Raw genomic sequence first — 20,230 nt, 5'->3', positions numbered from 1 at the left:
GACAGGACCCGCGATTTACGTCCTTCTTTGACCAAAGGATCAAAAACGAAAACAGAGGCGGCGGGTTTGTCGCAAATCTGTTTCGCGGCACTGGCAGGAGTCGGGCCGTGGTTCACATAATCAAAACAGGGGAATGACATGAAACACAAATTGATGAGCGGCGCCGCGATTGCGGTCGCAGTGAGCGGCCTCGCTGGCGGCGCATTTGCAGACAACCTGCGTCTGCTGACCTGGGGTGGCTATGCACCCGATAACGTGATCGAGATGTTCGAGGCGGAAACCGGCCACACGGTCGAGGTGACCCTGTCAAACAACGAAGAAATGATCGCCAAGCTGCGTGCCACTGCCGGCGGCGGGTTCGATCTCGCGCAGCCGAGTCAGGACCGGATCGCCGGTCCGCAGGCCGAGTTTGGCATCTATAAACCAATGGACCTTAGCCGCATTGACGCGTCACAGTTCATCAGTTCGATGTTGGCAGCGACCAAGGCCAATACAACGGTCGATGACGCAGTCTATGCCGTGCCTCATGTTTGGGGCACCAGCGGTCTGGTGCTCGACACTGCCAAGGCCGGGATGGTCAAGGACTATACTGACCTGTGCAGCGATGATGTTGCAGGCAAGGTGTCATACCGCCTGAAACGCCCGACCCTGATCGGGTTTGCCTATGCTTTGGGAATGGACCCGTTTGCTGCATATGGTGATCCGGTGGCCTATGAGAACATCATGAACCAGGTCGAGACCGCATTGATCGAATGCAAGCCCAACGTCAAAACCTATTGGGGTGGTAGCGATGAACTGATTGGGCTTGTCCGTTCCGGCGAAGTCGTGGCGGCAATGGCATGGGATACCGGCGGATGGAAGCTGAACGCTGACAATCCTGATGTGACGTTTGTCGCCCCTGCGTCCGGCGCCTTGGGTTGGATCGACACATTCGTTCTGCCAGCCAAGGGCAAGGCCGATGATGCGGCCTATGACTGGATCAACTTCGTCATGCGACCGGAGGTTTCGGCGCTGATCACCGAGGATGTCGGCCAATTCACGGCCTCTCAGGGGGCGGATCAATTTGCGTCGGACACCTTGAAGGCACAGTTCCAGAACAGTTTCCCTCCCGAGGCGATCGACAACATCAAGTGGTATCCGCCGGTGCCTGCCGGCCTGGAAGTCATCGAAGGTGGCATTCTGGACAGAGTCAAGGCGGCCAACTAAAACACTGAAACATCTTGGCGGCATCCGCAGCATTGCGGGTGCCGCCGTTTATTTGAGACGAGTAAAAACAACATGACACCCGATCTGGAATGCCAGAGCCTGACCAAGAGCTTTGCCGAAACGACTGCCGTAAAGGGCGTATCGTTTTCTGTCGCCCCAGGGTCCTTCTTTTCCATCCTTGGCCCGTCGGGCTGTGGCAAGACGACGATCATGCGCATGATCGCAGGGTTCCTTGAACCCTCAGGTGGCGACATCCAGATCAAGGGTAAATCAGTGCTGAACGTGCCGCCAAACAAGCGGCCGGTGAACATGGTGTTTCAGCATCTGGCACTTTTCCCGATGATGAACATTGCTGAGAATATCGGATATGGGTTGCGCCGCGCCGGTCTGCCCAAGCCCGAGATTACCCGCAAAGTCGGCGAGGTTCTGGATCGGATCGGACTGCCGGGGATCGAGAATCGCAAGATCGACGAATTGTCAGGTGGCCAGAAACAGCGCGTGGCCATCGCGCGTTGTATGGTTCTGGAGCCCGATGTCTTGCTGCTGGACGAACCGCTTGGCGCGCTGGATCTCAAGTTGCGCGAGCGGATGAAGATTGAACTGAAATCGTTGCAGGCCGCATTTGACACCACATTTGTTTACATCACCCATGACCAGTCCGAAGCATTGGTCATGTCCGACCAGATCGCGGTGATGAACGAAGGGCAGTTTGAACAGGTCGGCACCGCGCGTGACTTGTACTATCGGCCCGAAACCGCATTTGTTGCGGGGTTTGTAGGCGACAGCAATCGCTGGACCGGTACGGTCGAACAAGCCGAAGGCAACCGTATCGCGCTGCGTACCAAGGATGGAATGCTGATCACCAGCGCCACGCAAGGAGCTCCGCTGGCGACTGGCAGTGCTGCCGAGATTTTTCTGCGCCCCGAAGCGGTGCGCGTTGCCCATGATGCCGCTGATCTCGCCCGTTTTGACAACCGCCTGAGCGGCGAGGTCAGCAGCCTGTTGTTTAACGGCGCGGCCAGTCGGATTCTGGTGCGCGGTGATACCGGACAAGAGATCGAAGTGACATTGCCCCAATCTGGGGAATTCGCCAATCTGACCAAGGGTGCACCGGTGCATATCGGCTGGACCGGCGAACAGACCGCCTGTTTCAGCGCAAAGTCCTGATCAATGGCACAAGGCACCAAACTGGGCTTTTACCTGCTCCTGACGCCGCTCTTGCTGTGGCTGAGTCTGCTCATCATCATCCCACATATCGACATGGCATTGCTGTCGCTGCGCGAGCGGGTCGGAGTCGGCGAATATGCCACGAGCATCGCCAACTACGGCACGTTCTTTGGCGAGCCCTTGTATCTGTGGACCTTCCTGCGCACTGCGATGATGTCGATTCTGGCGACGGTTGCGACGTTGATCATCTCCTTTCCGGTCTCCTATTTCATCGCCAAGATCGCCAAGGGTCGCGTGCAGTCGGTGTTGTTTCTCTTGTGCCTCGTGCCGTTCTGGGTCTCTGAATTGGTCCGTACATTCGGCTGGATGATCCTGCTGCGGGAAACCGGTTTGTTTTCATCTCTGTTGCAATGGATTGGGCTGGCGGATGGTCCGGTCGAGATGCTTTACAACGACGTCGCCATGATGGTCGGGCTGGTCTATACCTCAATGTTGTTCATGGTCGTTCCGCTGGTCACCACGCTCCAAAGTCTTGATGATGCGGTGATTGAGGCGGGTTATGACCTTGGCGGTTCCGGGGTCAGCGTCTTGCGCGAAATTGTCATTCCCCATGCCACCCCCGGTATCGTATCCGGCAGTATCGTGGTGTTCATGTTGTCGCTGGGCAACTATCTGACCCCGACGATGCTGGGTGGCAAGGACAGCCTTTGGTTTACCGAACTGATCTATTCCCAGTTCATCGTGCGCTTTAACTGGGAGCTTGGCGCGGCCTTTGGGTTTATGCTGCTGATCCTGTCGTCACTGATCGTCTGGGGCACGTTGCGCCTGACCGGTCAGACCCTCGAAAAGACGATGGGATAAGCTGATGATACCCTCAATTCCGCAATCCCGCGCCGTACGGCTGATCTACAACGCCTATATCGCGCTGTTCTTTATCTATCTCGCACTGCCGTTGGTGGTGGTGGCGGCTTTCGCCTTCAACGATAGCCAGTTCCCGTCACTTCCGTGGCAGGGATTTACCTGGAACTGGTTCTTTGGCGACGAACGCCCGATGATCGGCGTGTTTCACGACCGCAGCATTCTGCGATCCATCGGCACATCGACCATTGTCGGCGTCTGCGTGGCAGCGCTGTCGGTTGCTGTCGGTACTGCCAATGCGTTCCTGTTCAACCGGTATCAGTTCCGGGGCAGGGGCGTGCTCTATGTTTTGATGTTGCTGCCGCTGGTCATTCCGGGGATCGTTCTCGGGATTTCAATTCTGGTGTTTTCCTCGACAGTGGCAAACAGCCTGTGGGATCAGGTGGGATACGACGCTGAAATCCTGCGGCCCGGCCTAGTCCTGGTGGTGTTGGGGCAGTTTTCCTTTGTCACCACGATTTCCACTCTGGTGATTTCCGCGCGGTTGCAGAAGTTCGATCAAACGCTCGAAGAGGCGGCGCTGAACCTTGGCGCGGATCGGCTGACCGCGGTGCGCACAATCACGATCCCCTATCTGATGCCTGCGCTTATCGGCGCCGGGGTGGTCGCGTTCCTGATGAGCTTTGAGAACTTCAACACGACGCTGATGCTGGTCGGGTCCGACGCGCCGCTGACCATCACCATGTTTGACCGGCTCAAGGAAGGGTCGACACCGCTGCTGAATGCGGTGTCGCTATTGTTGATGTTCGGCTCATCCCTGTTGGCGCTGGTGATGATCGCGTTCCAAAGGCGTTAACCAAGCACTTCGGCCACGGCTTCGACGGTCGTGGCCACGATGGTATCCGCCTCTTCGCGCGTCAGGCAAAAGGGTGGGGCAAAACCGATGATGTCGCCTTGCGGCATCGCGCGGGCAATCACGTTGCGGCTGGCCATCGCAGCAGACACCGAAGGGCCGACCTTGCGTGCCGGATCAAAGAACGTGCGGCTGTCGCGGTCTTCGACCAGTTCGACGGCGCAAAGCATACCCTCGCCTCGAATCTCGCCCACATTCGGATGATCAGCCAGCGCGTCGCGCATCTGCTGGTTCAGATAAGCACCGGTATCACCGGCATTGGCGATCAGGTTGAGATCATCCAGCAGCTTGAGGTTGGCCACCCCGGCAGCCGCCCCGATGGGGTGTGCCGAATAGGTCCAGCCGTGGCCGATAGGACCGTTTTCATCGGTCCCCTGTTCCAGAACTTTCCACATCTTGTCGCCGACGATGGACCCGGACAGCGGTGCATAAGCAGACGTCAGGCCCTTTGCGATGGTGATCAGGTCGGGCTGAATGTCGTAATGGTCTGAGCCGAACATGCTGCCCAGTCGACCAAAGCCAGTCACAACCTCGTCCGCGACCAGCAGTATGTCGTGCTTGTCCAGAACCTTGCGCACCGCTGGCCAATAGCCTGCGGGCGGGGGGACGATGCCGCCCGTGCCCAGAACCGGTTCGCCGATAAAGGCGGCGATGGTGTCGGCCCCTTCCTCTTCGATCAATGCCTCAAGCTCGGCAACCAGATGTGCGGTGAATGCTGCCTCATCCATCGCGGCATCGGGGCGACGATAGTAATAGGGCGCATCGGTGTGGATCACCTGCGCCAGCGGCAGGTCGAATTTCTTGTGAAACAGCTCCAGCCCGGTCAGCGATCCGGTCATCAGGCCCGAGCCGTGATAGCCGCGCCAGCGGCTGATGATCTTCTTTTTCTCAGGCCGTCCGAGGATGTTGTTGTAATACCAGATCAGCTTAACGTTGGTTTCATTTGCATCTGATCCGGACAGGCCGAAATAGACTTTGCTCATCCCCTTGGGCGCGCGATCAAGGATCATCTTTGCCAACGTGATTGATGCTTCGGTGCCATGCCCAACGTAGGCATGGTAATATGCCAGTTCGCGCGCCTGCTCGGCAATGGCTTCGGCAATCTCGGGCCGCCCATAGCCGACGTTGACGCAGTAAAGCCCGGCAAAGGCATCAAGCAGGCGGTTACCCTCGCGGTCGGTGATGTGACACCCCTCGCCTCCGGTTACGACCCGCGTCGGTGTTTCGCCGCGTGCATGTTGGGCAAGATGGGTCGAGGGATGAAAGAAAGTCTCGCGGTCCCATTGTTCCAGCAGGTCGTTCTTGAGCATGATTTGTCCTTTTCGGGTATTGCGTCGGTCCGGATGGTATGTGGCAAGTGTTAGGGGCTGAAGCCTGCCGGTGCAATCCGGTCGGCAGAGCGAAGCGAAACAAGGTTCGCAATTCCACCGGATGTGTCGGTCGCAGGCTTGACGGGATGAATAATCACGCCGACGGTCATCGGCAGCCCACTGACGAGATTTAGGAAACCGCGCATGACGACGTTTGAGTCAAACTTTACCACTGGGGAATACCTGCGCCGCATCGACAAGACCCGCGCCAAGATGACAGTGCTTGGGCTTGACGCCATCGTGGTCAGCGATCCGTCCAACATGTCGTGGCTGTCGGGCTATGATGGTTGGTCGTTTTATGTCTATCAGTGCGTGATCCTGACACAAGAAGGCGAGCCGGTCTGGTGGGGTCGGGGCATGGACGCACTGGGCGCGCGCCGTACCGTGTTCATGGAGGATGATTGTATCCGTGGGTACGACGATACCTACGTGCAGAACCCGGAAAAGCATCCAATGGAAGATCTGTCGCGGTTGCTCAGCGAACTTGGGCTGGCCAAGGCGCGGATTGGTGTCGAGATGGACAACTACTATTATTCGGCTGCCGCGCATCGCACGCTTGAACGTTGCCTGCCCGAGGTCTCGTTTCAGGATGCCACTGGTCTGGTCAACTGGCAGCGGGCGGTGAAATCCGAGCGCGAGGTCGAATACATGCAGCGGGCGGCCCGGATCGTCGAGGCGATGCACGAGCACATCCTCGAAGTCGCCGAGCCGGGCATGCGCAAGAACGATCTCGTGGCCGAAATTTACGCGGCGGGTATTCGTGGGGCCGATGGATATTGGGGCGATTACCCGGCAATTGTACCGATGGCGCCCTCGGGCATGGATGCCACCGCTCCACATCTGACATGGGATGATCGTCCGATGGTGACGGGCGAGGCCACGTTTTTTGAGATCGCAGGCGCGCATCGCCGGTATCAATGCCCGCAATCGCGCACTCTGTTCTTTGGTGAGGTTCCTCAAAAATACCGTGATGCTGAGGCGGCGGTCCTTGATGCGATCGAGGCCGGGTTGGAGCAGGCCCGCCCCGGCAACCGTGCCGAGGATATTGCCAATGCCTTTAACGCGACGCTGAACAAGGCCGGGTTTACCAAGGACAGTCGCTGTGGCTATGCCATTGGCATCAGCTATCCGCCGGACTGGGGGGAACGCACGATTTCGTTCCGACGCGGCGACATGACCGTGCTTGAGCCGGGCATGACGTTCCATTTCATGCCGGCCTTGTGGCTTGAGGATGGTGGTCTTGAAATCACCGAACCCATTCTGATCACCGAGGATGGGTATGACTGTTTCTGCACCACCCGACGGGCCTTGTTCGTGAAATAACCACTTACCGCGCAGGCGGCTTGGGCGACGAAAGGCCCAGTGCGGTTTCCAACGCGCCGAGTGCGTCGCCAAGGGCTTCGCGGTCCTCGGGGCTGAGCCGGTCGAGAATGCGCGCCTCTCTGTCTCGCATTGGGCCGACAAGATCACAATAGGCACGATGACCGGCGGCCGTCAGTGTCAACATTTCAGAGCGTCGGTCGTTGGGATCAGGCTCGCGGGTCAGCCAGCGACGTTTCTCAAGCGCATGGACCGCCCGGCTGATCCGCGTCTTGTGCTGGGCGCTATGCGTGCCGACATCCTTGGCGGTGGCGGTGCCAAGATCGGCAAGCGCAACCAGCACTCGCCACTCCGGGCGATTGAGACCAAAATGGTCGCGATAGATCGGTCTGATTTCCTGACTGATCGCCTCGGACAGGCAGTTCAGCCGGTACGGCAGGAATTCGCTGAGTGTCAGCCCCATCGGGTGCCTTTCTTGTTGCGATTGAAACTGTTGCGAACATAACCATGCGGGTGCCAACTGCAAGTGCGGGCTGGTATCGTCGCAATCAGCGGCTCCACGCCGCGGCAAAGGCGGATTCTGGCTGTTTTGCAGGTATAACGCGCCTAATACCGGTTCACCCTGATGAAAGCAGGCGCTAGAAGGCGACATGTCCAGATCGTCGGAGCGAAATCATGTCTGCCCCTAAACCCGTTGTGTTATGTATCCTTGATGGTTGGGGGCTTTCGGATCAGACGGACGCCAACGCGCCGCATCTTGCGAATACGCCAACATTTGATGCAATCATGCAGGACGGACCGCATGCGACGCTGACGACACACGGGCCGGATGTGGGCCTGCCCAGCGGGCAGATGGGCAACTCTGAAGTTGGCCATACCAATATCGGGGCCGGTCGGGTGGTTGCGATGGATCTTGGGCAGATTGATCTGGCGATCGAAGACGGAAGTTTCTTCCGGAACGATGCGCTGCTGTCATTTATCGCGGCGTTGAAGGACAGTGGCGGCACCGCTCATCTGTTGGGGGTGGTGTCGGATGGTGGGGTGCACGGCCACATGAACCATATCATCGCAGCGGCCAAGGCGATTTCCGAGGCTGGCGTACCTGTCGCGCTGCACGCGATCACCGATGGGCGCGATGTGGCCCCCAAATCCACCGAAGGCTATCTGCGAACACTTACAGAAAAATTGCCCGGCGCGGTGCGGATTGTCACCGTTTCGGGGCGCTATTTCGCCATGGATCGCGACAATCGCTGGGAACGGGTCAGCCAATCCTATAACGCCATGGTTCGTGGGCAGGGTACTGCCGCTCGGACCGCAGAGGCAGCGGTTGCCGACGCCTACGGGCGCGGCGAAACCGATGAATTTGTCACCCCCACCGTGATTGATGGATATACCGGAATTCAGGATGGGGACGGTGTTTTCTGTCTCAATTTCCGCGCCGACCGCGCCCGCGAGATTCTGGCGGCAATCGGACAGCCTGATTTCGATGATTTCGATACTGGCGCGCGACCAAAACTGGCCGCTTTTCTGGGCATGGTCGGCTATTCCGACAGGCATTCCACCTATATGACAACCGCCTATCCGAAGGCAGAGATCGTGAACACGCTGGGGGCCTGGGTTGCGGCACAGGGCAAGCGGCAGTTTCGACTCGCAGAGACTGAAAAATATCCTCATGTCACCTTCTTTCTGAACGGTGGCAAAGAACAACCTGAAGAAGGCGAGGATCGGTTCATGCCTAAATCGCCAAAGGTCGCGACCTATGATCTGCAACCTGAAATGTCGGCAAGCGAAGTGACCGACAAGTTCGTCGAGGCGATCCACGCGGGATATGACCTGATTGTCACCAACTACGCCAATCCGGACATGGTCGGGCATACCGGTGATCTTGGCGCGGCGATCAAAGCCTGCGAAGCGGTTGATCAGGGGTTGTGCCGTGTGGTCGATGCCTTGCGCGAGGTAGGCGGAGCAATGATTGTGACGGCAGATCATGGCAATTGCGAAGTGATGGTTGATCCGGTCAGCGGTGGGCCGCATACGGCACATACGCTCAACCCGGTGCCGGTTGCGTTGGTCAACGGGCCTGACGGAGCTGTCTTGCGCGAAGGTGGGCGATTGTCCGATCTTGCGCCAACGCTTCTTGATCTGATGGCGTTGCCGCAGCCGCCGGAGATGACCGGCAAGAGCCTGCTCAGATGATCCTGCGCCTTGCTATCTGCGTGGGTCTGATCTGCGGCACTGCTGCGGCGGTGCAGACTGATCCGGCCACGGCAGCAATCGAACAACTGCAAGCAGCGAATGCGTCCCTGATCGCGGCAGAGACAGCGCAGGATCCGATAAACGCACTGACCAGAACAATCCATGCCTACGAGGCGGGGTTGGATGCCATCGGTGACGGGCTGCGGTCTGCGGCCACGCGTGAGGCGCAGTTGAACCAGACGCTGGTTCTGCGAGAGGCAGAAATCGCGCGGTTCCTGATGGCGCTGCAGGCGGCCCAAAACGCTCCGCCAGTAATTGCAGTGATGCATCCGGCAGGGCCGGTTGGCGCCGCGCGGGCGCAAATCATGATGGCCGAAATGAAACCCGCCTTGCAGGAGCAGGCGGCAGAATTGCGCACCGCCCTGGATGAATTGCAAAACCTGCAAGCCGCTCGGTCGCAGGCGACGGGCGTGTTACAGGACGCGTTGGCGGGTGCAGAGCAGGCGCGGTTGGCGTTGGGCGCTGCGGTTGAAACACGTACAGATCTGTCACAGCGGTTTCAGGAAGACCCGGTCAGAACGGCGATTCTGATTTCGTCTGTCGAAACATTGGACGGATTCACCAGTGAACTGTCCCAGATATCGGCACAGCCAATGCGACCGTCCACAGGTGATGTGAGCGGACGAAAAGGAGCGTTGGATTTGCCGGTGCAAGGCACTGTGCAGGATCAAACTGATGCTGGCATCACCGTGGCAACCCGCCCGAGAGCCTTGGTGACCTCCCCCAGTTCCGCAACGATCCGGTATCACGGTCCCTTGCTGGACATGGGAAACGTGGTGATACTGGAGCCTCAGCAAGACCTCTTGCTGGTTCTTGCAGGGATGGAAGACGTGTTCGGCCGCACCGGAGACGTGATCCCGGCGGGTACACCTGTGGGGTTTATGGGGGGAAATGCCCCGGAAATCGGCACAATTCTGTCACTAAGCGGTGATGGTACTGGTGCGCCGCAGTCAGAAACGCTCTATATGGAAATCAGAGAGAGCGGGCGGCCGGTGGATCCGGAGACGTGGTTCCGAACCGATAAGGATGGATAATCGAACATGAAGAAATTCGTGATGGCTGCCTTGGGCGGCACGCTTGCGGGGGTCGTGGCAACAACACAGATCGCTGGCCCGCTGGTGGCACAGGAAAGCGAACGAACTGCCAACGTGTATGAGCAGCTCGATCTGTTTGGGGATATCTTTGAGCGTATCCGCGCACAATATGTCGAAGACGTCGATGAGGCCGAACTGATCGAGGCCGCAATTGATGGCATGCTGACCTCGCTGGACCCGCATTCCAGTTATTTGTCGCCAGACGATGCGACACAGATGCGGGTGCAGACCCGTGGCGAATTTGGCGGGCTGGGCATTGAGGTTACGCAGGAAGAAGGCTTTGTCAAAGTCGTGTCGCCAATCGATGACACCCCTGCGGCTGAGGCCGGTATGGAAGCGGGCGATTTTATCACACACGTGGATGGTGAAAGCCTGCTGGGCCTGACGCTGGACAAGGCGGTCGATATGATGCGCGGGCCGGTTGGCTCGGAAATCGTGATCACCGTGGTACGTGAGGGCGAAACCGAACCGTTCGACGTGTCGATCATCCGGGATACCATCAAATTGACCGCCGTGCGCACTCGGAGCGAGGGCGAGAGCATCGTTCTGCGTGTCACGACATTCAACGATCAAACCACGCCAAACCTCGAAGCTGGTCTGAAAGAACAGATCGAGGCCGCTGGCGGTCTGGATAATATCAATGGTCTGGTTCTGGATCTGCGCAACAATCCGGGCGGGCTGCTGACTCAGGCAATCTCGGTATCCGATGCGTTTCTGGACGAAGGCGAGATTGTCAGCACCCGTGGCCGCAATGTCGCCGATGGCGAACGGTTCAATGCGACGGCAGGTGATCTGATCGAGGGCAAGCCGATGGTGGTCCTGATCAACAGCGGGTCTGCATCTGCCTCTGAGATTGTGGCCGGAGCTTTGCAGGATCATCGCCGGGCCATCGTTGTCGGTACCAAGAGCTTTGGCAAGGGATCGGTTCAGACCGTGATGCCGCTGCGCGGGGATGGGGCAATGCGCCTGACCACGGCGCGGTATTACACGCCATCGGGCCGGTCAATTCAGGCGCTTGGTGTATCACCGGATATCGTTGTGGCACAGCCGCGCCGCAAACCTGAAACCGAAGAAGACGAGGAGTCCAATGCTACGGCGCTCATCCGTTCCGAGGCCGATCTGCGTGGACGCTTGAACAATGACAGCCTGTCTGAAGATGAGATTCGTCAGATCGAGGAGGACCGCGAAAAGGCCGAGAAATCCGCTGAATTGCGCGAAGAGGATTACCAGTTGGCCTACGCTATCGACATCCTCAAGGGCCTGTCGGCACTGGGGCCGAACGACTAAAGCACCTCGGCTTGAACCTGAAACATCTAACGCGGCCTGAATTCACAGAGTTCAACGCGTTAGATGGTGGGCAATGTGCCAAGTCAACGGCGAAACCCAACAGGCCCTCGGGCGTTAGAAAAGACAAGGCCGCGCTGGAATTGCGCGGCCTTTCTTATTGAGACAGGTGTTGCCTTTAGGACCTGTCCAACACCAGATGTGGTTGGCCATCCGATGTCTTTTCCGCAGTAACCCCCCTGCGATCGACAATCGCAGTGATCTGCGAGCGCAGGTTGGTCATGCTTTCAAAGCGGATCACATCGACAGGCGCATCAAAGCGCAACGTCACGTGATAGCGCGCGCCGTCAGCCATTTCCCGCAAACCGATGATTTCGCCGGTAAAGCGCTGGCCCAGATAGGTCCCCCTGATCTTTTGACCCAATTGATAGGGGCTGGGCTGTGTATTGCCGACCGTTGCGTGCAGCGTGTTCCAGTCGCGATGACCCATCTGCCGGGCCAAAAGCTCCAACGATTGACTGTGGGAAACCGTGTGTCCGGTAGCAGTCAGTGCCTGACGCAGGGACCGCGCCTGTGATTTCAGATCATCCAGCGACATAATGGGCATGGACATATCTCACCTCGTTCCTTTCCTGATGCGGAAAACCGGTTGGGTGCTCGCATTGCCAACGTACCGCAAAAAGAAGAGCGGAGTGTCGATCGTCAGATGAGCTTCACCGTGGCATAGCCTGCGAGCGGCAGGGGCTCATCACCCTGAGCGGCAGATAGGGATGCGATCCTGCGACGTCAACCCCCGTGCGGTGCGCTGGTGTCTCGGCAGTGTCGGCGGAACGCGCGTTTCAGCATATCGAGTTCTGCGCGCAACAGATCGACCTCGGCCCGTAGGTTATCCGCCGCGGCATCACCGGCGATCAGCGTGAACTCTCCGAGTTTGGTGTCATTGCGCCCATCCAGAACCACAAAGGTCTGGATACCATCACTCAAAGCCCAGATCGGGACGGTGATTACAATATCCCATTGTCCTGGATTTGACCCTTCGGTCAGTTCAACCTCGTCTACAAGCTGATCGAGATGCCGGACCTGGATGTCCGGCTTGGCACTGCTCACAGGCCCGGACACGCGGCCTTCCCATCGGCCATGTGCCAGTCTGATCTTGGTCAGGGTCAGTTCACTCATCTCGGAACTTTCTCGTTATAGGGCGGCGCGGCGGTGGCGGGCAAAGGTCAGATCGCGCAGGATCACCTGATTCATGTCGGGCGCATCAAAGATCAGATCAAGCCAGATTTTCTCGATCCTCTTTTCATTGATACGAGTATCGGAAATATCAAAATCGACGCGAATGGTCTGATCCTGTTCGGGTAACTTGCGGATGATCTGCTCGGTGTTCGGTCCGTTCTGGATGTTCAGTCGGGCATAGATTTCCAGCTGTGTTTCGACCTCAAGGATGGTTTCGGCGCGAAGGATATGGTCGCGGCCCAAGCCCACGGCAGCATCGGATGGCAGATTGATCGCCAATGACAGGAACGAGCCATCAAATTTGAACACGTCCAACCGCAATCCAAACGGCGCAAGATCCTGCACACGCTTGTTGCGCAACTGGCGCAGGGTCACTTCGGATGCATTGCAGTCGTGAAACACCTGCACCTCTTCCCCCAGGGTGGACTCACTGGGAGCCGAACTCAGGCCGGGGCGGGGCAGCGGACCACACCACAGTTGCGGACGCCAGGCCCAATCGGTGCCATGTGGACGCGGAAAGGAAGATGACCCCAGCTTGGGCAGGGCAAGCCGCCCATCTGCCACGTGGATCAGGCGATCAAGTTCGGTAGACAGTTTGCGCGCCTCGTTGCGCTGCTGTCTCAATGCCGTCAGGTCGGTTTGCTCAGCTGCATCTGCGACACGGCGCCAACGGCGGCGAACCCGTGCGTGGAACAGGCGCCCCACCAGTTTGTTCATTCTTCTATCTGCCGCCAAGTTCCTCTCCTTGGCCACTATTTAACGAAATCGTTGCAATGGGATAAACCGGCAATCGTGCCGTGACAACAACTCAGGAGGTTTGCCCGGGCAGTGGTCCTGCCCGGGCAAGCTGTCAAAGGTCCATATAGATGTGTTTTTCGGCGTCGCCACCGGGATGCGTGACCGCCCCCTTGTAGGTCGCGCCGACAAGCTGGGCGTATTTCCAGAGCGCGCCGGAGGCATAGATCGTTTCGCGCGGGCCTTTCCACTCGGCCTTGCGTTCTTCGAACTGCTCATCGGTCAGATCGACACTGATCTCGCCGTTTGGCGCATCAATGGTGATGATGTCACCGGTCTTGATCAACGCGATGGGGCCGCCTTGGGCTGCCTCGGGGCCGACATGGCCGACACAGAACCCACGAGTCGCGCCTGAGAAACGACCATCGGTGATCAGCGCCACTTTCTTGCCCATGCCCTGACCGGACAGGGCGGCAGTGGTGGACAGCATTTCGCGCATGCCGGGGCCGCCGGCGGGGCCTTCGTTGCGGATCACGATGACTTCGCCTTCCTCATAGCCGCGTGCCTTGACCGCTTCAAACGCGTCTTCTTCGCATTCGAAAACACGGGCAGGGCCGACGAACCGCTGGTGGTTTGATGGGATGCCAGCAACTTTGACGATCGCGCCCTCGGGGGCGAGGTTGCCCTTGAGGCCGACAACGCCGCCGGTCTTGGTCAACGGGTTGTCGATAGGATAGATCACCTTGCCATCTGCTTCGCGACCAATCTGGTCCAGTTCTTCGCCGATCGAACGGCCTGTCGCGGTCATGCAGTCCTCGTGGATCAGCCCCGCTTTGCGGAGTTCCTTCATCACGACCGGGATACCGCCCGCGTCATAAAGATCCTTGGCGACATAGGTGCCGCCAGGCTTCAGATCGACGAAATAAGGTGTGTCACGGAAAATGTCGCAGACATCCTGCAGGAAGAAATCGATACCGGCCTCATGCGCGATGGCGGGCAGGTGCAGCCCGGCATTGGTCGACCCACCGGTGCAGGCCACGACGCGGGCGGCATTTTCCAGCGATTGCCGGGTCACCACATCACGCGCGCGGATGTTCTTTTCCAACAGGTTCATAACAGCCTGACCGGACGCTTCGGCAAATTGATCGCGGCTTTCGTACGGCGCGGGCATGCCCGAACTGTTCATCAGCGCCAGACCGATCGCTTCGGATACGCAGGCCATAGTATTCGCGGTAAACTGCCCGCCACAGGCACCTGCCGAGGGGCAGGCCACCCGTTCCAGCATATCAAGGGCGGCATCGGACATGCTGCCATTCTGGTGGCGGCCAACCGCCTCGAACATGTCCTGCACAGTAAGATCGCGGGTGCGGAAATCCTCGGGAATTTCGCTGACCTGTGGGGCTTTGCCCGGAAGGATCGAGCCGCCATAGATGAACACCGATGGCGTGTTCAGACGAACCATCGCCATCATCATGCCCGGCAAGGATTTGTCACATCCAGCGAGCCCAACCAGCGCGTCATAGCAATGCCCGCGCATGGTCAGTTCGACGGTATCGGCGATCGCCTCTCGGCTGGCCAACGAACTACGCATGCCTTCGTGGCCCATGGCGATGCCGTCAGTCACGGTGATGGTGGTGAATTCGCGCGGCGTGCCAGCAGCGGCCTTGACGCCCAGCTTGACCGCCTGAGCCTGACGGTTCAGCGAAATGTTACAGGGCGCGGCTTCGTTCCAGCAGGTTGCGACGCCAACCAGCGGCTGATGAATATCTTCTTCGCTGATGCCCATCGCATAGAGATAGGACCGGTGCGGCGCGCGCTCCGGGCCTTCGGTCACGTGACGGCTGGGCAGGTTGGTCTTGTCGAACTTACGCTTGAGCATGGCGGGCCTCCGGAAAACTAGCTGAGATCGGGAATAGCGGCGCTCTTGGCGAGGTACAAGAGTGAAGCTAGGCCGCAGCCTGTGCTATCGGGCGTTCGCGGATGGGCAGGTGCACAATCGCACTGAACGCGCCGACGGCGATGCCGATCCACCAGACCATCGTATAGTCGCCATAGATGTCGTACATGCGCCCGCCCAGCCAGACGCCGAGAAAGCTGCCGAGTTGGTGACTGAAGAAGATGATGCCGTAGAGGGTGCCCATATAGCGCAGCCCATAAATCTGCGCGACCAGCCCCGAAGTCAGCGGCACGGTGGCAAGCCAGAGCGAACCCATCCCGACCGAGAACAGGATGACCGACAGCGGCGTGATCGGCAGCAGGATGAAGAGCGCGGAAATTACTGTACGCCCCGTATAGATCGCCGCCAGAAGGTATTTCTTGGAATATCGGCTCCCGGCCCAGCCCGCGATGAGAGTGCCCGCAACATTTGCGGCCCCGATCAGCGAAATCGCGATGGCCCCAAGCGCCGAGGTGCTGCTGATGCCGATGCCGTGCAGCACGCCACCGGGTTGGATCGGGCCGCAAAGCTCCGTCACAAAGGCGGGGAAGTGGGCAGTGATAAAACCCAGCTGATAGCCACAGCTGAAAAATCCCATGAAGATCATGAGATACGTTGGATCACGAAACGCTTGGCCAAGGGCCTGCCCCATGCGCTGATCGGAGTCCATCCCGCCTGACCGGGCCGGTGCGCGCATGAAGGGCAGCGTAAGGATCATTGCAAGGATGGCGGCCGCAAAGACTACAAAAATCTGCTGCCACGCCATGAAACCAAGCATCCATTCAACAAGCGGCGGGCCAACGATCTGCCCTCCGCTGCCTGCGGCGGTCACGATGGCGAGCGACATGGAGCGGTTTTCATCGCTCGCCGCGCGTGCCACCACCGCGAGGATCACGCCAAATCCAGTTCCCGCAATGCCAAACCCGACGAGCCACGAATAAGCCTGGTGTTCGAGCGGTGTGACCGATTGCGCCGAGAGTAACAGCCCTACAGCATAGACCAACGCCCCGATGATAATGGATTTTCTGTCGCCGATCTTTTCCGCCAACGCGCCGAAAACCGGCTGACCGATCCCCCAGGCGAGGTTCTGAATCGCGATAGCCAGCGAAAATTCGGCCCGGAGCCAGCCGAATTCCTCGGCAATCGGAATCTGGAACACGCCGTATGATCCCCGGATCGCGAAACTGACCAGAATGATCGCACACCCCACGAGGAGGACGGAGGTAAACAAGGGCATTTTCTGACTCATGCGGTGCTCCTGCGGCGCAATGCGGAAACCTAACGAAAATCGTTGTAACTGCAATTCAGGATTTTTGAGGCGTCACATCACATTCACTGATGTGCTGTCGGGGGTCATCCTGCTTTTCAACGCCGCATCGGCGCGATATGCGTGGCGCATGACCCGTGTCTCCGACATCTACGCCGCGCGCATTGCGGATTGCAGCCTTCGGCCGGACCCGGTGCAAGAAGCCGTGATGCCTGAATTTGAACGCATCGCGACAGCACTCTCCAAACCGGTGAAACGCGGCCTGTTTCGCAAGGCGCCCGAGCCTATCAAGGGCTTGTACCTCTGGGGGGGTGTCGGGCGGGGCAAATCGATGCTGATGGACCTGTTCGTCGAGTCATTGGAAGACGTTCCGGCCCGCCGGGTTCATTTCCATGCGTTCATGCAAGAGATTCACGCGGCGATGCACAAGGCGCGCAAGTCAGGCGCGCGCGATGCGTTGGAACCTGCCGCGGCTGAGGTGATCAACTCGGTTCGGGTGCTGGCCTTTGATGAGATGCAGATCACCGACATCACGGATGCAATGATTGTTGGGCGCCTGTTTGAAAAGCTGTTCGAGGCTGGAATCGTGATTGTGACCACCTCCAACCGGGTGCCCGACGAACTTTACAAAGACGGATTGAACAGGCAACTGTTCCTGCCCTTCATTGAACTGATCAAGGCGCGGCTGGTGGTGCACGAGCTATCCAGCCCGACGGACTACCGGCAAGACCGTCTGGAAGGCACCCAGGTGTATTTCACGCCCATCGGCCCCGAGGCACGGGCAGATATCCAATCGGTCTGGGAAGATCTGGCGGGTGGACCGGCGGACCCGTTGACTTTGGTCGTCAACAAGCGCGAAGTCTTGATCCCGGCCTTTCGAAACGGGATCGCCCGGGCGAGCTTTTACGATCTCTGCGGCGCGGCTCTAGGCCCTGCGGACTATCTTGCATTGGCCGAGGCCACGCGGGTTCTGATTCTGGAAGACATCCCGCGCCTCTCAAGGCAGAACTTCAACGAAGCGAAACGGTTCGTCACTCTGATCGATGCGCTTTACGAGGCGCGGGTCAGGCTGATCGCCTCGGCGGCGGATCAGCCTGAAATGCTCTATGTCGAAGGTGAAGGCACGTTTGAGTTCGAGCGGACCGCCAGCCGCCTGCGCGAGATGCAGGCCGCGGATTGGGGCAGTTGAGCCCGCAGATTGGGGCGCTGCCCCCGCCGCCCGTAGGGCGTCTCCCCCGGAGTATTTAGACAAAGATGAAATGAGCAGAATTGGATTTCATCTTTGTCCAAGTATTCAAAAGCTCGGTTGGCCAAGCGCGGAGTGATCAGCCGTTTTCGCGTAAAACGGCTCCGGCCAAGTATAGCGACCCGCAAATCAGGATCCGTGCGCGCGGCGTATGTGCCGTGATGGCTTGCAACGCGTCGCGCACCGTGCCTGCCGTCGTGGTTGTCAGCCCGATGGAGTTTGCGGCGCGCGCCGTCTCATCGGCACTGAGTGTGTTCGCCTCTCCGGGAATGGACACTGCCGTCAAGGTTTCAGCGTGTTCTGCAAGAGGGCGCAGGTACCCGGTGACATCCTTGGTGTTCAGCATGCCGCAAATCAGATGTGTTGGCCGTTGCGGGAGGCGTGCGAGGACTTTTGCCAGTGCATGACCGGCAGCCGCGTTATGGCCACCGTCAAGATATAACTCAGCATCGGGAGCCGCGTCAAAAAGTGGCCCGGAGGTTAGCCGCTGCATCCGCGCCGGCCATTCGGCGCCCGTGACTGCGGCCTCGCAGGCACCTTCGCCGGGATCGAGATAGCGCAGCGCGGCAAGCGCCGTGCCTGCATTCACGATCTGGTGCTGTCCGATCAGATTGGGCATTGGCAGATCGCGCAGACCGGTTTCATCCTGGTAGACCAGCCGCCCGCGTTCTTCGGAGATGTGCCAATGTTGACCATGGGCGAGGAGCGGCGCGCCAAGCCGGGCGGCGACGTCTTCGATGATCGCCATTGCGGCGTCTTCTTGCGGGGCGACGACGCAGGGTACGCCAGGTTTTATGATCCCAGCCTTTTCAAAGGCGATTTCTTCCAACGTTTCGCCGAGGTACTGTTGATGGTCGATGGAAATCGGGGTGATCACCGTAACCTTTGGGGAGGCGCTCACATTGGTGGCATCCAATCGGCCGCCAAGCCCGACTTCGAGCAAAGTATAGTCTGCTTTTGCCCGAGAGAAGGCGAGCAGGGCGGCGCAGGTGGTGATTTCGAAATAGGTGATCTCGTCCGCGCCATTGGCCGCGTAGCATTCGTCCAGAACGGCGGTTAGATCCGTTTCGCTGATCAGGTTTCCTGTAACGCGGATGCGTTCGTGAAACCGCGCCAGATGTGGGCTGGTATAGGCATGGGCCGTGCGCCCGGCCCCTTCGATCCCGGCCCGGATCATGGCGAGTGTCGAGCCCTTGCCGTTGGTTCCGGCGATATGAACCACCGCGGGCAAGTTGCGCTCGGGATGATCCAGCGCCGCGAGCAACCGCCACATCCGATCCAATGTCAGGTCGATGATCTTTGGATGCAGAGCCATCATCCGTTCCAGGATGATGTCCGATGAGGCTGCGGTCATTTCTCGTCTGGCGTTTCGGCTGGGGCTTCGAACTTGGCTGTGTCCTGTTCTGGTTCCGAACTGACGGGTTCAGGCTCGGGTGCGGGCAGATCCCCGCGTACGGCGGGCGGTAAGCCCAGCAACATACGTACGAGGATAATCAACTCGTTACGCATGTCCGTGCGCGCGATGACCCTGTCGAGCATACCGTGATCCAGCAGGTATTCGGCGCGTTGAAAGCCGTCGGGCAGGCGTTCGCCGAGCGTCTGTTCGATCACGCGCGGGCCGGCAAAGCAGATCAACGCGTTGGGTTCGGCGATCTGGATATCACCCAGCATGGCATAGGATGCTGTCACGCCACCCGTGGTCGGATGGGCCAGCACCACGATATAGGGCAAGCCTGCCTCTTTCAGCATCTGTACGGCGACTGTCGTCCGGGGCATCTGCATGAGGCTAAGAATACCCTCCTGCATCCGGGCACCGCCTGCGGATGAAAACAGGATCAATGGCCGCTTGAGTTTTACTGCTTCTTGCGCAGCAGCGATGATTGCGTTGCCGACATACATGCCCATGGACCCACCCATAAAGCTGAAATCCTGCGCAACCGCCACGATGGGCGTGCGGCCGATTTCGCCGGTGGCCGCCAGCATTGCCTCGGCTTCGCCGGTGTCCCGTTGTGCGGCCTTCAGCCGATCAGGGTATTTCTTCTGGTCACGAAATTGCAGCGGATCGGCAATGGGTGTTTTAACCGCGATTTCCGCAAACACACCGCCGTCAAACAGCGCCTTGAACCGTTCACGGGGGCTGATCATCATGTGGTGGCCACAGCTTGTGCAGACGTTCAGATGTTCACGCAATTCGCGGTGAAACAGCATGGTTCCGCATTCATCGCATTTCTGCCACAGGTTCTCGGGCGTTTCGCGGCGCGAAAAGATCGAGTTGATCCTGGGACGGACGTAATTGGTAATCCAGTTCATTGCGATGCCTCTGTTGGCCAGTGTGGCGCTGA

The 20,230-nt window shown here is 58.9% G+C and carries 18 protein-coding genes; 9 read left to right on the top strand and 9 right to left on the bottom strand.

The genetic code is table 11. The features are described from left to right. Nucleotides 1-153: 153 nt before the first annotated feature. The 4 genes from ABJO75_RS04730 (at nucleotide 154) to ABJO75_RS04715 (ending at nucleotide 4,087) form a co-directional block, all read left to right on the top strand. On the top strand, nucleotides 154-1,206 hold the full coding sequence (locus tag ABJO75_RS04730; protein ID WP_348131936.1) for an extracellular solute-binding protein: 1,053 nt from the start codon (nucleotides 154-156) through the stop codon (nucleotides 1,204-1,206). Nucleotides 1,207-1,278: 72 nt separating this feature from the next. Next, the gene (locus tag ABJO75_RS04725) at nucleotides 1,279-2,373 is read left to right on the top strand and encodes an ABC transporter ATP-binding protein (protein WP_348131769.1); all 1,095 of its coding nucleotides are present in this window, start codon (nucleotides 1,279-1,281) and stop codon (nucleotides 2,371-2,373) included. 3 nt (nucleotides 2,374-2,376) lie between these two features. Continuing rightward, a complete protein-coding gene (locus ABJO75_RS04720) occupies nucleotides 2,377-3,234 on the top strand; it encodes an ABC transporter permease (protein ID WP_348131767.1) in 858 nt (285 codons plus the stop codon). Nucleotides 3,235-3,238: 4 nt separating this feature from the next. Then, nucleotides 3,239-4,087 (top strand): ABC transporter permease, encoded by an 849-nt coding sequence (locus tag ABJO75_RS04715; protein WP_348131764.1) that lies wholly within the window; start codon nucleotides 3,239-3,241, stop codon nucleotides 4,085-4,087. On the opposite strand, the gene ABJO75_RS04710 is transcribed toward ABJO75_RS04715, so the two are convergent. Next, nucleotides 4,084-5,454, bottom strand: coding sequence for an aspartate aminotransferase family protein (locus tag ABJO75_RS04710; protein WP_348131761.1), 1,371 nt, complete (start codon nucleotides 5,452-5,454; stop codon nucleotides 4,084-4,086). The genes ABJO75_RS04715 and ABJO75_RS04710 overlap by 4 nt on opposite strands. A 204-nt stretch (nucleotides 5,455-5,658) precedes the next feature. On the opposite strand from ABJO75_RS04710, the gene doeA reads away from it, so the two are divergent. Further along, nucleotides 5,659-6,837 carry an ectoine hydrolase DoeA gene (gene doeA, locus ABJO75_RS04705; RefSeq protein ID WP_348131758.1) on the top strand — a complete coding sequence of 393 codons (1,179 nt, stop codon included), beginning with the start codon at nucleotides 5,659-5,661 and terminating at the stop codon, nucleotides 6,835-6,837. Nucleotides 6,838-6,841: 4 nt separating this feature from the next. Here the strand turns inward: doeA and ABJO75_RS04700 are convergent, their stop codons facing one another. After that, nucleotides 6,842-7,297, bottom strand: a complete 456-nt coding sequence (locus ABJO75_RS04700) for a MarR family winged helix-turn-helix transcriptional regulator (RefSeq protein ID WP_348131755.1) — start codon at nucleotides 7,295-7,297, stop codon at nucleotides 6,842-6,844. Nucleotides 7,298-7,509: 212 nt separating this feature from the next. On the opposite strand from ABJO75_RS04700, the gene gpmI reads away from it, so the two are divergent. Genes gpmI through ABJO75_RS04685 form a run of 3 tightly spaced genes read left to right on the top strand, consistent with a single transcriptional unit; the run spans nucleotide 7,510 to nucleotide 11,471 of the window. After that, the gene (gene gpmI / locus ABJO75_RS04695; RefSeq protein WP_348131752.1) at nucleotides 7,510-9,030 is read left to right on the top strand and encodes a 2,3-bisphosphoglycerate-independent phosphoglycerate mutase; all 1,521 of its coding nucleotides are present in this window, start codon (nucleotides 7,510-7,512) and stop codon (nucleotides 9,028-9,030) included. Then, on the top strand, nucleotides 9,027-10,124 hold the full coding sequence (locus ABJO75_RS04690; protein WP_348131749.1) for a peptidoglycan DD-metalloendopeptidase family protein: 1,098 nt from the start codon (nucleotides 9,027-9,029) through the stop codon (nucleotides 10,122-10,124). Before gpmI ends, ABJO75_RS04690 begins: the two co-directional genes overlap by 4 nt. A 6-nt stretch (nucleotides 10,125-10,130) precedes the next feature. Continuing rightward, entirely contained in the window at nucleotides 10,131-11,471 is a 1,341-nt protein-coding gene (locus ABJO75_RS04685; RefSeq protein WP_348131746.1) for a S41 family peptidase, read from the top strand. A gap of 175 nt (nucleotides 11,472-11,646) precedes the next feature. Here the strand turns inward: ABJO75_RS04685 and ABJO75_RS04680 are convergent, their stop codons facing one another. From ABJO75_RS04680 to ABJO75_RS04660, 5 genes are all read right to left on the bottom strand, one after another. Continuing rightward, nucleotides 11,647-12,081, bottom strand: coding sequence for a glyoxalase superfamily protein (locus tag ABJO75_RS04680; RefSeq protein WP_348131743.1), 435 nt, complete (start codon nucleotides 12,079-12,081; stop codon nucleotides 11,647-11,649). 173 nt (nucleotides 12,082-12,254) lie between these two features. Further along, complete coding sequence (locus ABJO75_RS04675; protein WP_348131740.1) at nucleotides 12,255-12,644, bottom strand: hypothetical protein; 390 nt, start codon at nucleotides 12,642-12,644, stop codon at nucleotides 12,255-12,257. Nucleotides 12,645-12,659: 15 nt separating this feature from the next. Continuing rightward, complete coding sequence (locus ABJO75_RS04670; RefSeq protein WP_348131737.1) at nucleotides 12,660-13,421, bottom strand: DUF6478 family protein; 762 nt, start codon at nucleotides 13,419-13,421, stop codon at nucleotides 12,660-12,662. 133 nt (nucleotides 13,422-13,554) lie between these two features. Then, nucleotides 13,555-15,318 carry a dihydroxy-acid dehydratase gene (gene ilvD, locus ABJO75_RS04665; RefSeq protein WP_348131734.1) on the bottom strand — a complete coding sequence of 588 codons (1,764 nt, stop codon included), beginning with the start codon at nucleotides 15,316-15,318 and terminating at the stop codon, nucleotides 13,555-13,557. Between the two features lie 67 nt (nucleotides 15,319-15,385). Then, nucleotides 15,386-16,624, bottom strand: coding sequence for an MFS transporter (locus ABJO75_RS04660; protein ID WP_348131731.1), 1,239 nt, complete (start codon nucleotides 16,622-16,624; stop codon nucleotides 15,386-15,388). Between the two features lie 148 nt (nucleotides 16,625-16,772). On the opposite strand from ABJO75_RS04660, the gene zapE reads away from it, so the two are divergent. Beyond that, entirely contained in the window at nucleotides 16,773-17,831 is a 1,059-nt protein-coding gene (zapE, locus tag ABJO75_RS04655) for a cell division protein ZapE (RefSeq protein ID WP_348131728.1), read from the top strand. Between the two features lie 136 nt (nucleotides 17,832-17,967). Here zapE and ABJO75_RS04650 read toward each other — a convergent pair whose 3' ends face one another. Together ABJO75_RS04650 and accD are read right to left on the bottom strand one after the other, a co-directional pair. Next, nucleotides 17,968-19,242 carry a folylpolyglutamate synthase/dihydrofolate synthase family protein gene (locus ABJO75_RS04650; RefSeq protein WP_348131725.1) on the bottom strand — a complete coding sequence of 425 codons (1,275 nt, stop codon included), beginning with the start codon at nucleotides 19,240-19,242 and terminating at the stop codon, nucleotides 17,968-17,970. Then, nucleotides 19,239-20,198, bottom strand: a complete 960-nt coding sequence (gene accD, locus ABJO75_RS04645; protein ID WP_348131722.1) for an acetyl-CoA carboxylase, carboxyltransferase subunit beta — start codon at nucleotides 20,196-20,198, stop codon at nucleotides 19,239-19,241. Before accD ends, ABJO75_RS04650 begins: the two co-directional genes overlap by 4 nt. Nucleotides 20,199-20,230 lie beyond the last annotated feature (32 nt).

Source organism: Sedimentitalea sp., assembly GCF_039973035.1.
Taxonomy (GTDB): Bacteria; Pseudomonadota; Alphaproteobacteria; order Rhodobacterales; family Rhodobacteraceae; genus Sedimentitalea.
This window is presented reverse-complemented; position numbering and strand designations above follow the sequence as displayed.

What these genes read in the sequence shown, in the direction of transcription:
- ABJO75_RS04650 (WP_348131725.1), bottom strand. Translation starts at nt 19,242, where the DNA reads ATGACCGCAGCCTCATCGGACATCATCCTGGAACGGATGATGGCTCTG.
- ABJO75_RS04710 (WP_348131761.1), bottom strand. Translation starts at nt 5,454, where the DNA reads ATGCTCAAGAACGACCTGCTGGAACAATGGGACCGCGAGACTTTCTTT.
- ABJO75_RS04720 (WP_348131767.1), top strand. Translation starts at nt 2,377, where the DNA reads ATGGCACAAGGCACCAAACTGGGCTTTTACCTGCTCCTGACGCCGCTC.
- ABJO75_RS04725 (WP_348131769.1), top strand. Translation starts at nt 1,279, where the DNA reads ATGACACCCGATCTGGAATGCCAGAGCCTGACCAAGAGCTTTGCCGAA.
- ABJO75_RS04675 (WP_348131740.1), bottom strand. Translation starts at nt 12,644, where the DNA reads ATGAGTGAACTGACCCTGACCAAGATCAGACTGGCACATGGCCGATGG.
- ABJO75_RS04670 (WP_348131737.1), bottom strand. Translation starts at nt 13,421, where the DNA reads ATGAACAAACTGGTGGGGCGCCTGTTCCACGCACGGGTTCGCCGCCGT.
- ABJO75_RS04685 (WP_348131746.1), top strand. Translation starts at nt 10,131, where the DNA reads ATGAAGAAATTCGTGATGGCTGCCTTGGGCGGCACGCTTGCGGGGGTC.
- accD (WP_348131722.1), bottom strand. Translation starts at nt 20,198, where the DNA reads ATGAACTGGATTACCAATTACGTCCGTCCCAGGATCAACTCGATCTTT.
- ilvD (WP_348131734.1), bottom strand. Translation starts at nt 15,318, where the DNA reads ATGCTCAAGCGTAAGTTCGACAAGACCAACCTGCCCAGCCGTCACGTG.
- ABJO75_RS04690 (WP_348131749.1), top strand. Translation starts at nt 9,027, where the DNA reads ATGATCCTGCGCCTTGCTATCTGCGTGGGTCTGATCTGCGGCACTGCT.
- ABJO75_RS04680 (WP_348131743.1), bottom strand. Translation starts at nt 12,081, where the DNA reads ATGTCCATGCCCATTATGTCGCTGGATGATCTGAAATCACAGGCGCGG.
- ABJO75_RS04730 (WP_348131936.1), top strand. Translation starts at nt 154, where the DNA reads ATGAGCGGCGCCGCGATTGCGGTCGCAGTGAGCGGCCTCGCTGGCGGC.
- zapE (WP_348131728.1), top strand. Translation starts at nt 16,773, where the DNA reads ATGACCCGTGTCTCCGACATCTACGCCGCGCGCATTGCGGATTGCAGC.
- doeA (WP_348131758.1), top strand. Translation starts at nt 5,659, where the DNA reads ATGACGACGTTTGAGTCAAACTTTACCACTGGGGAATACCTGCGCCGC.
- ABJO75_RS04715 (WP_348131764.1), top strand. Translation starts at nt 3,239, where the DNA reads ATGATACCCTCAATTCCGCAATCCCGCGCCGTACGGCTGATCTACAAC.
- ABJO75_RS04660 (WP_348131731.1), bottom strand. Translation starts at nt 16,624, where the DNA reads ATGAGTCAGAAAATGCCCTTGTTTACCTCCGTCCTCCTCGTGGGGTGT.
- gpmI (WP_348131752.1), top strand. Translation starts at nt 7,510, where the DNA reads ATGTCTGCCCCTAAACCCGTTGTGTTATGTATCCTTGATGGTTGGGGG.
- ABJO75_RS04700 (WP_348131755.1), bottom strand. Translation starts at nt 7,297, where the DNA reads ATGGGGCTGACACTCAGCGAATTCCTGCCGTACCGGCTGAACTGCCTG.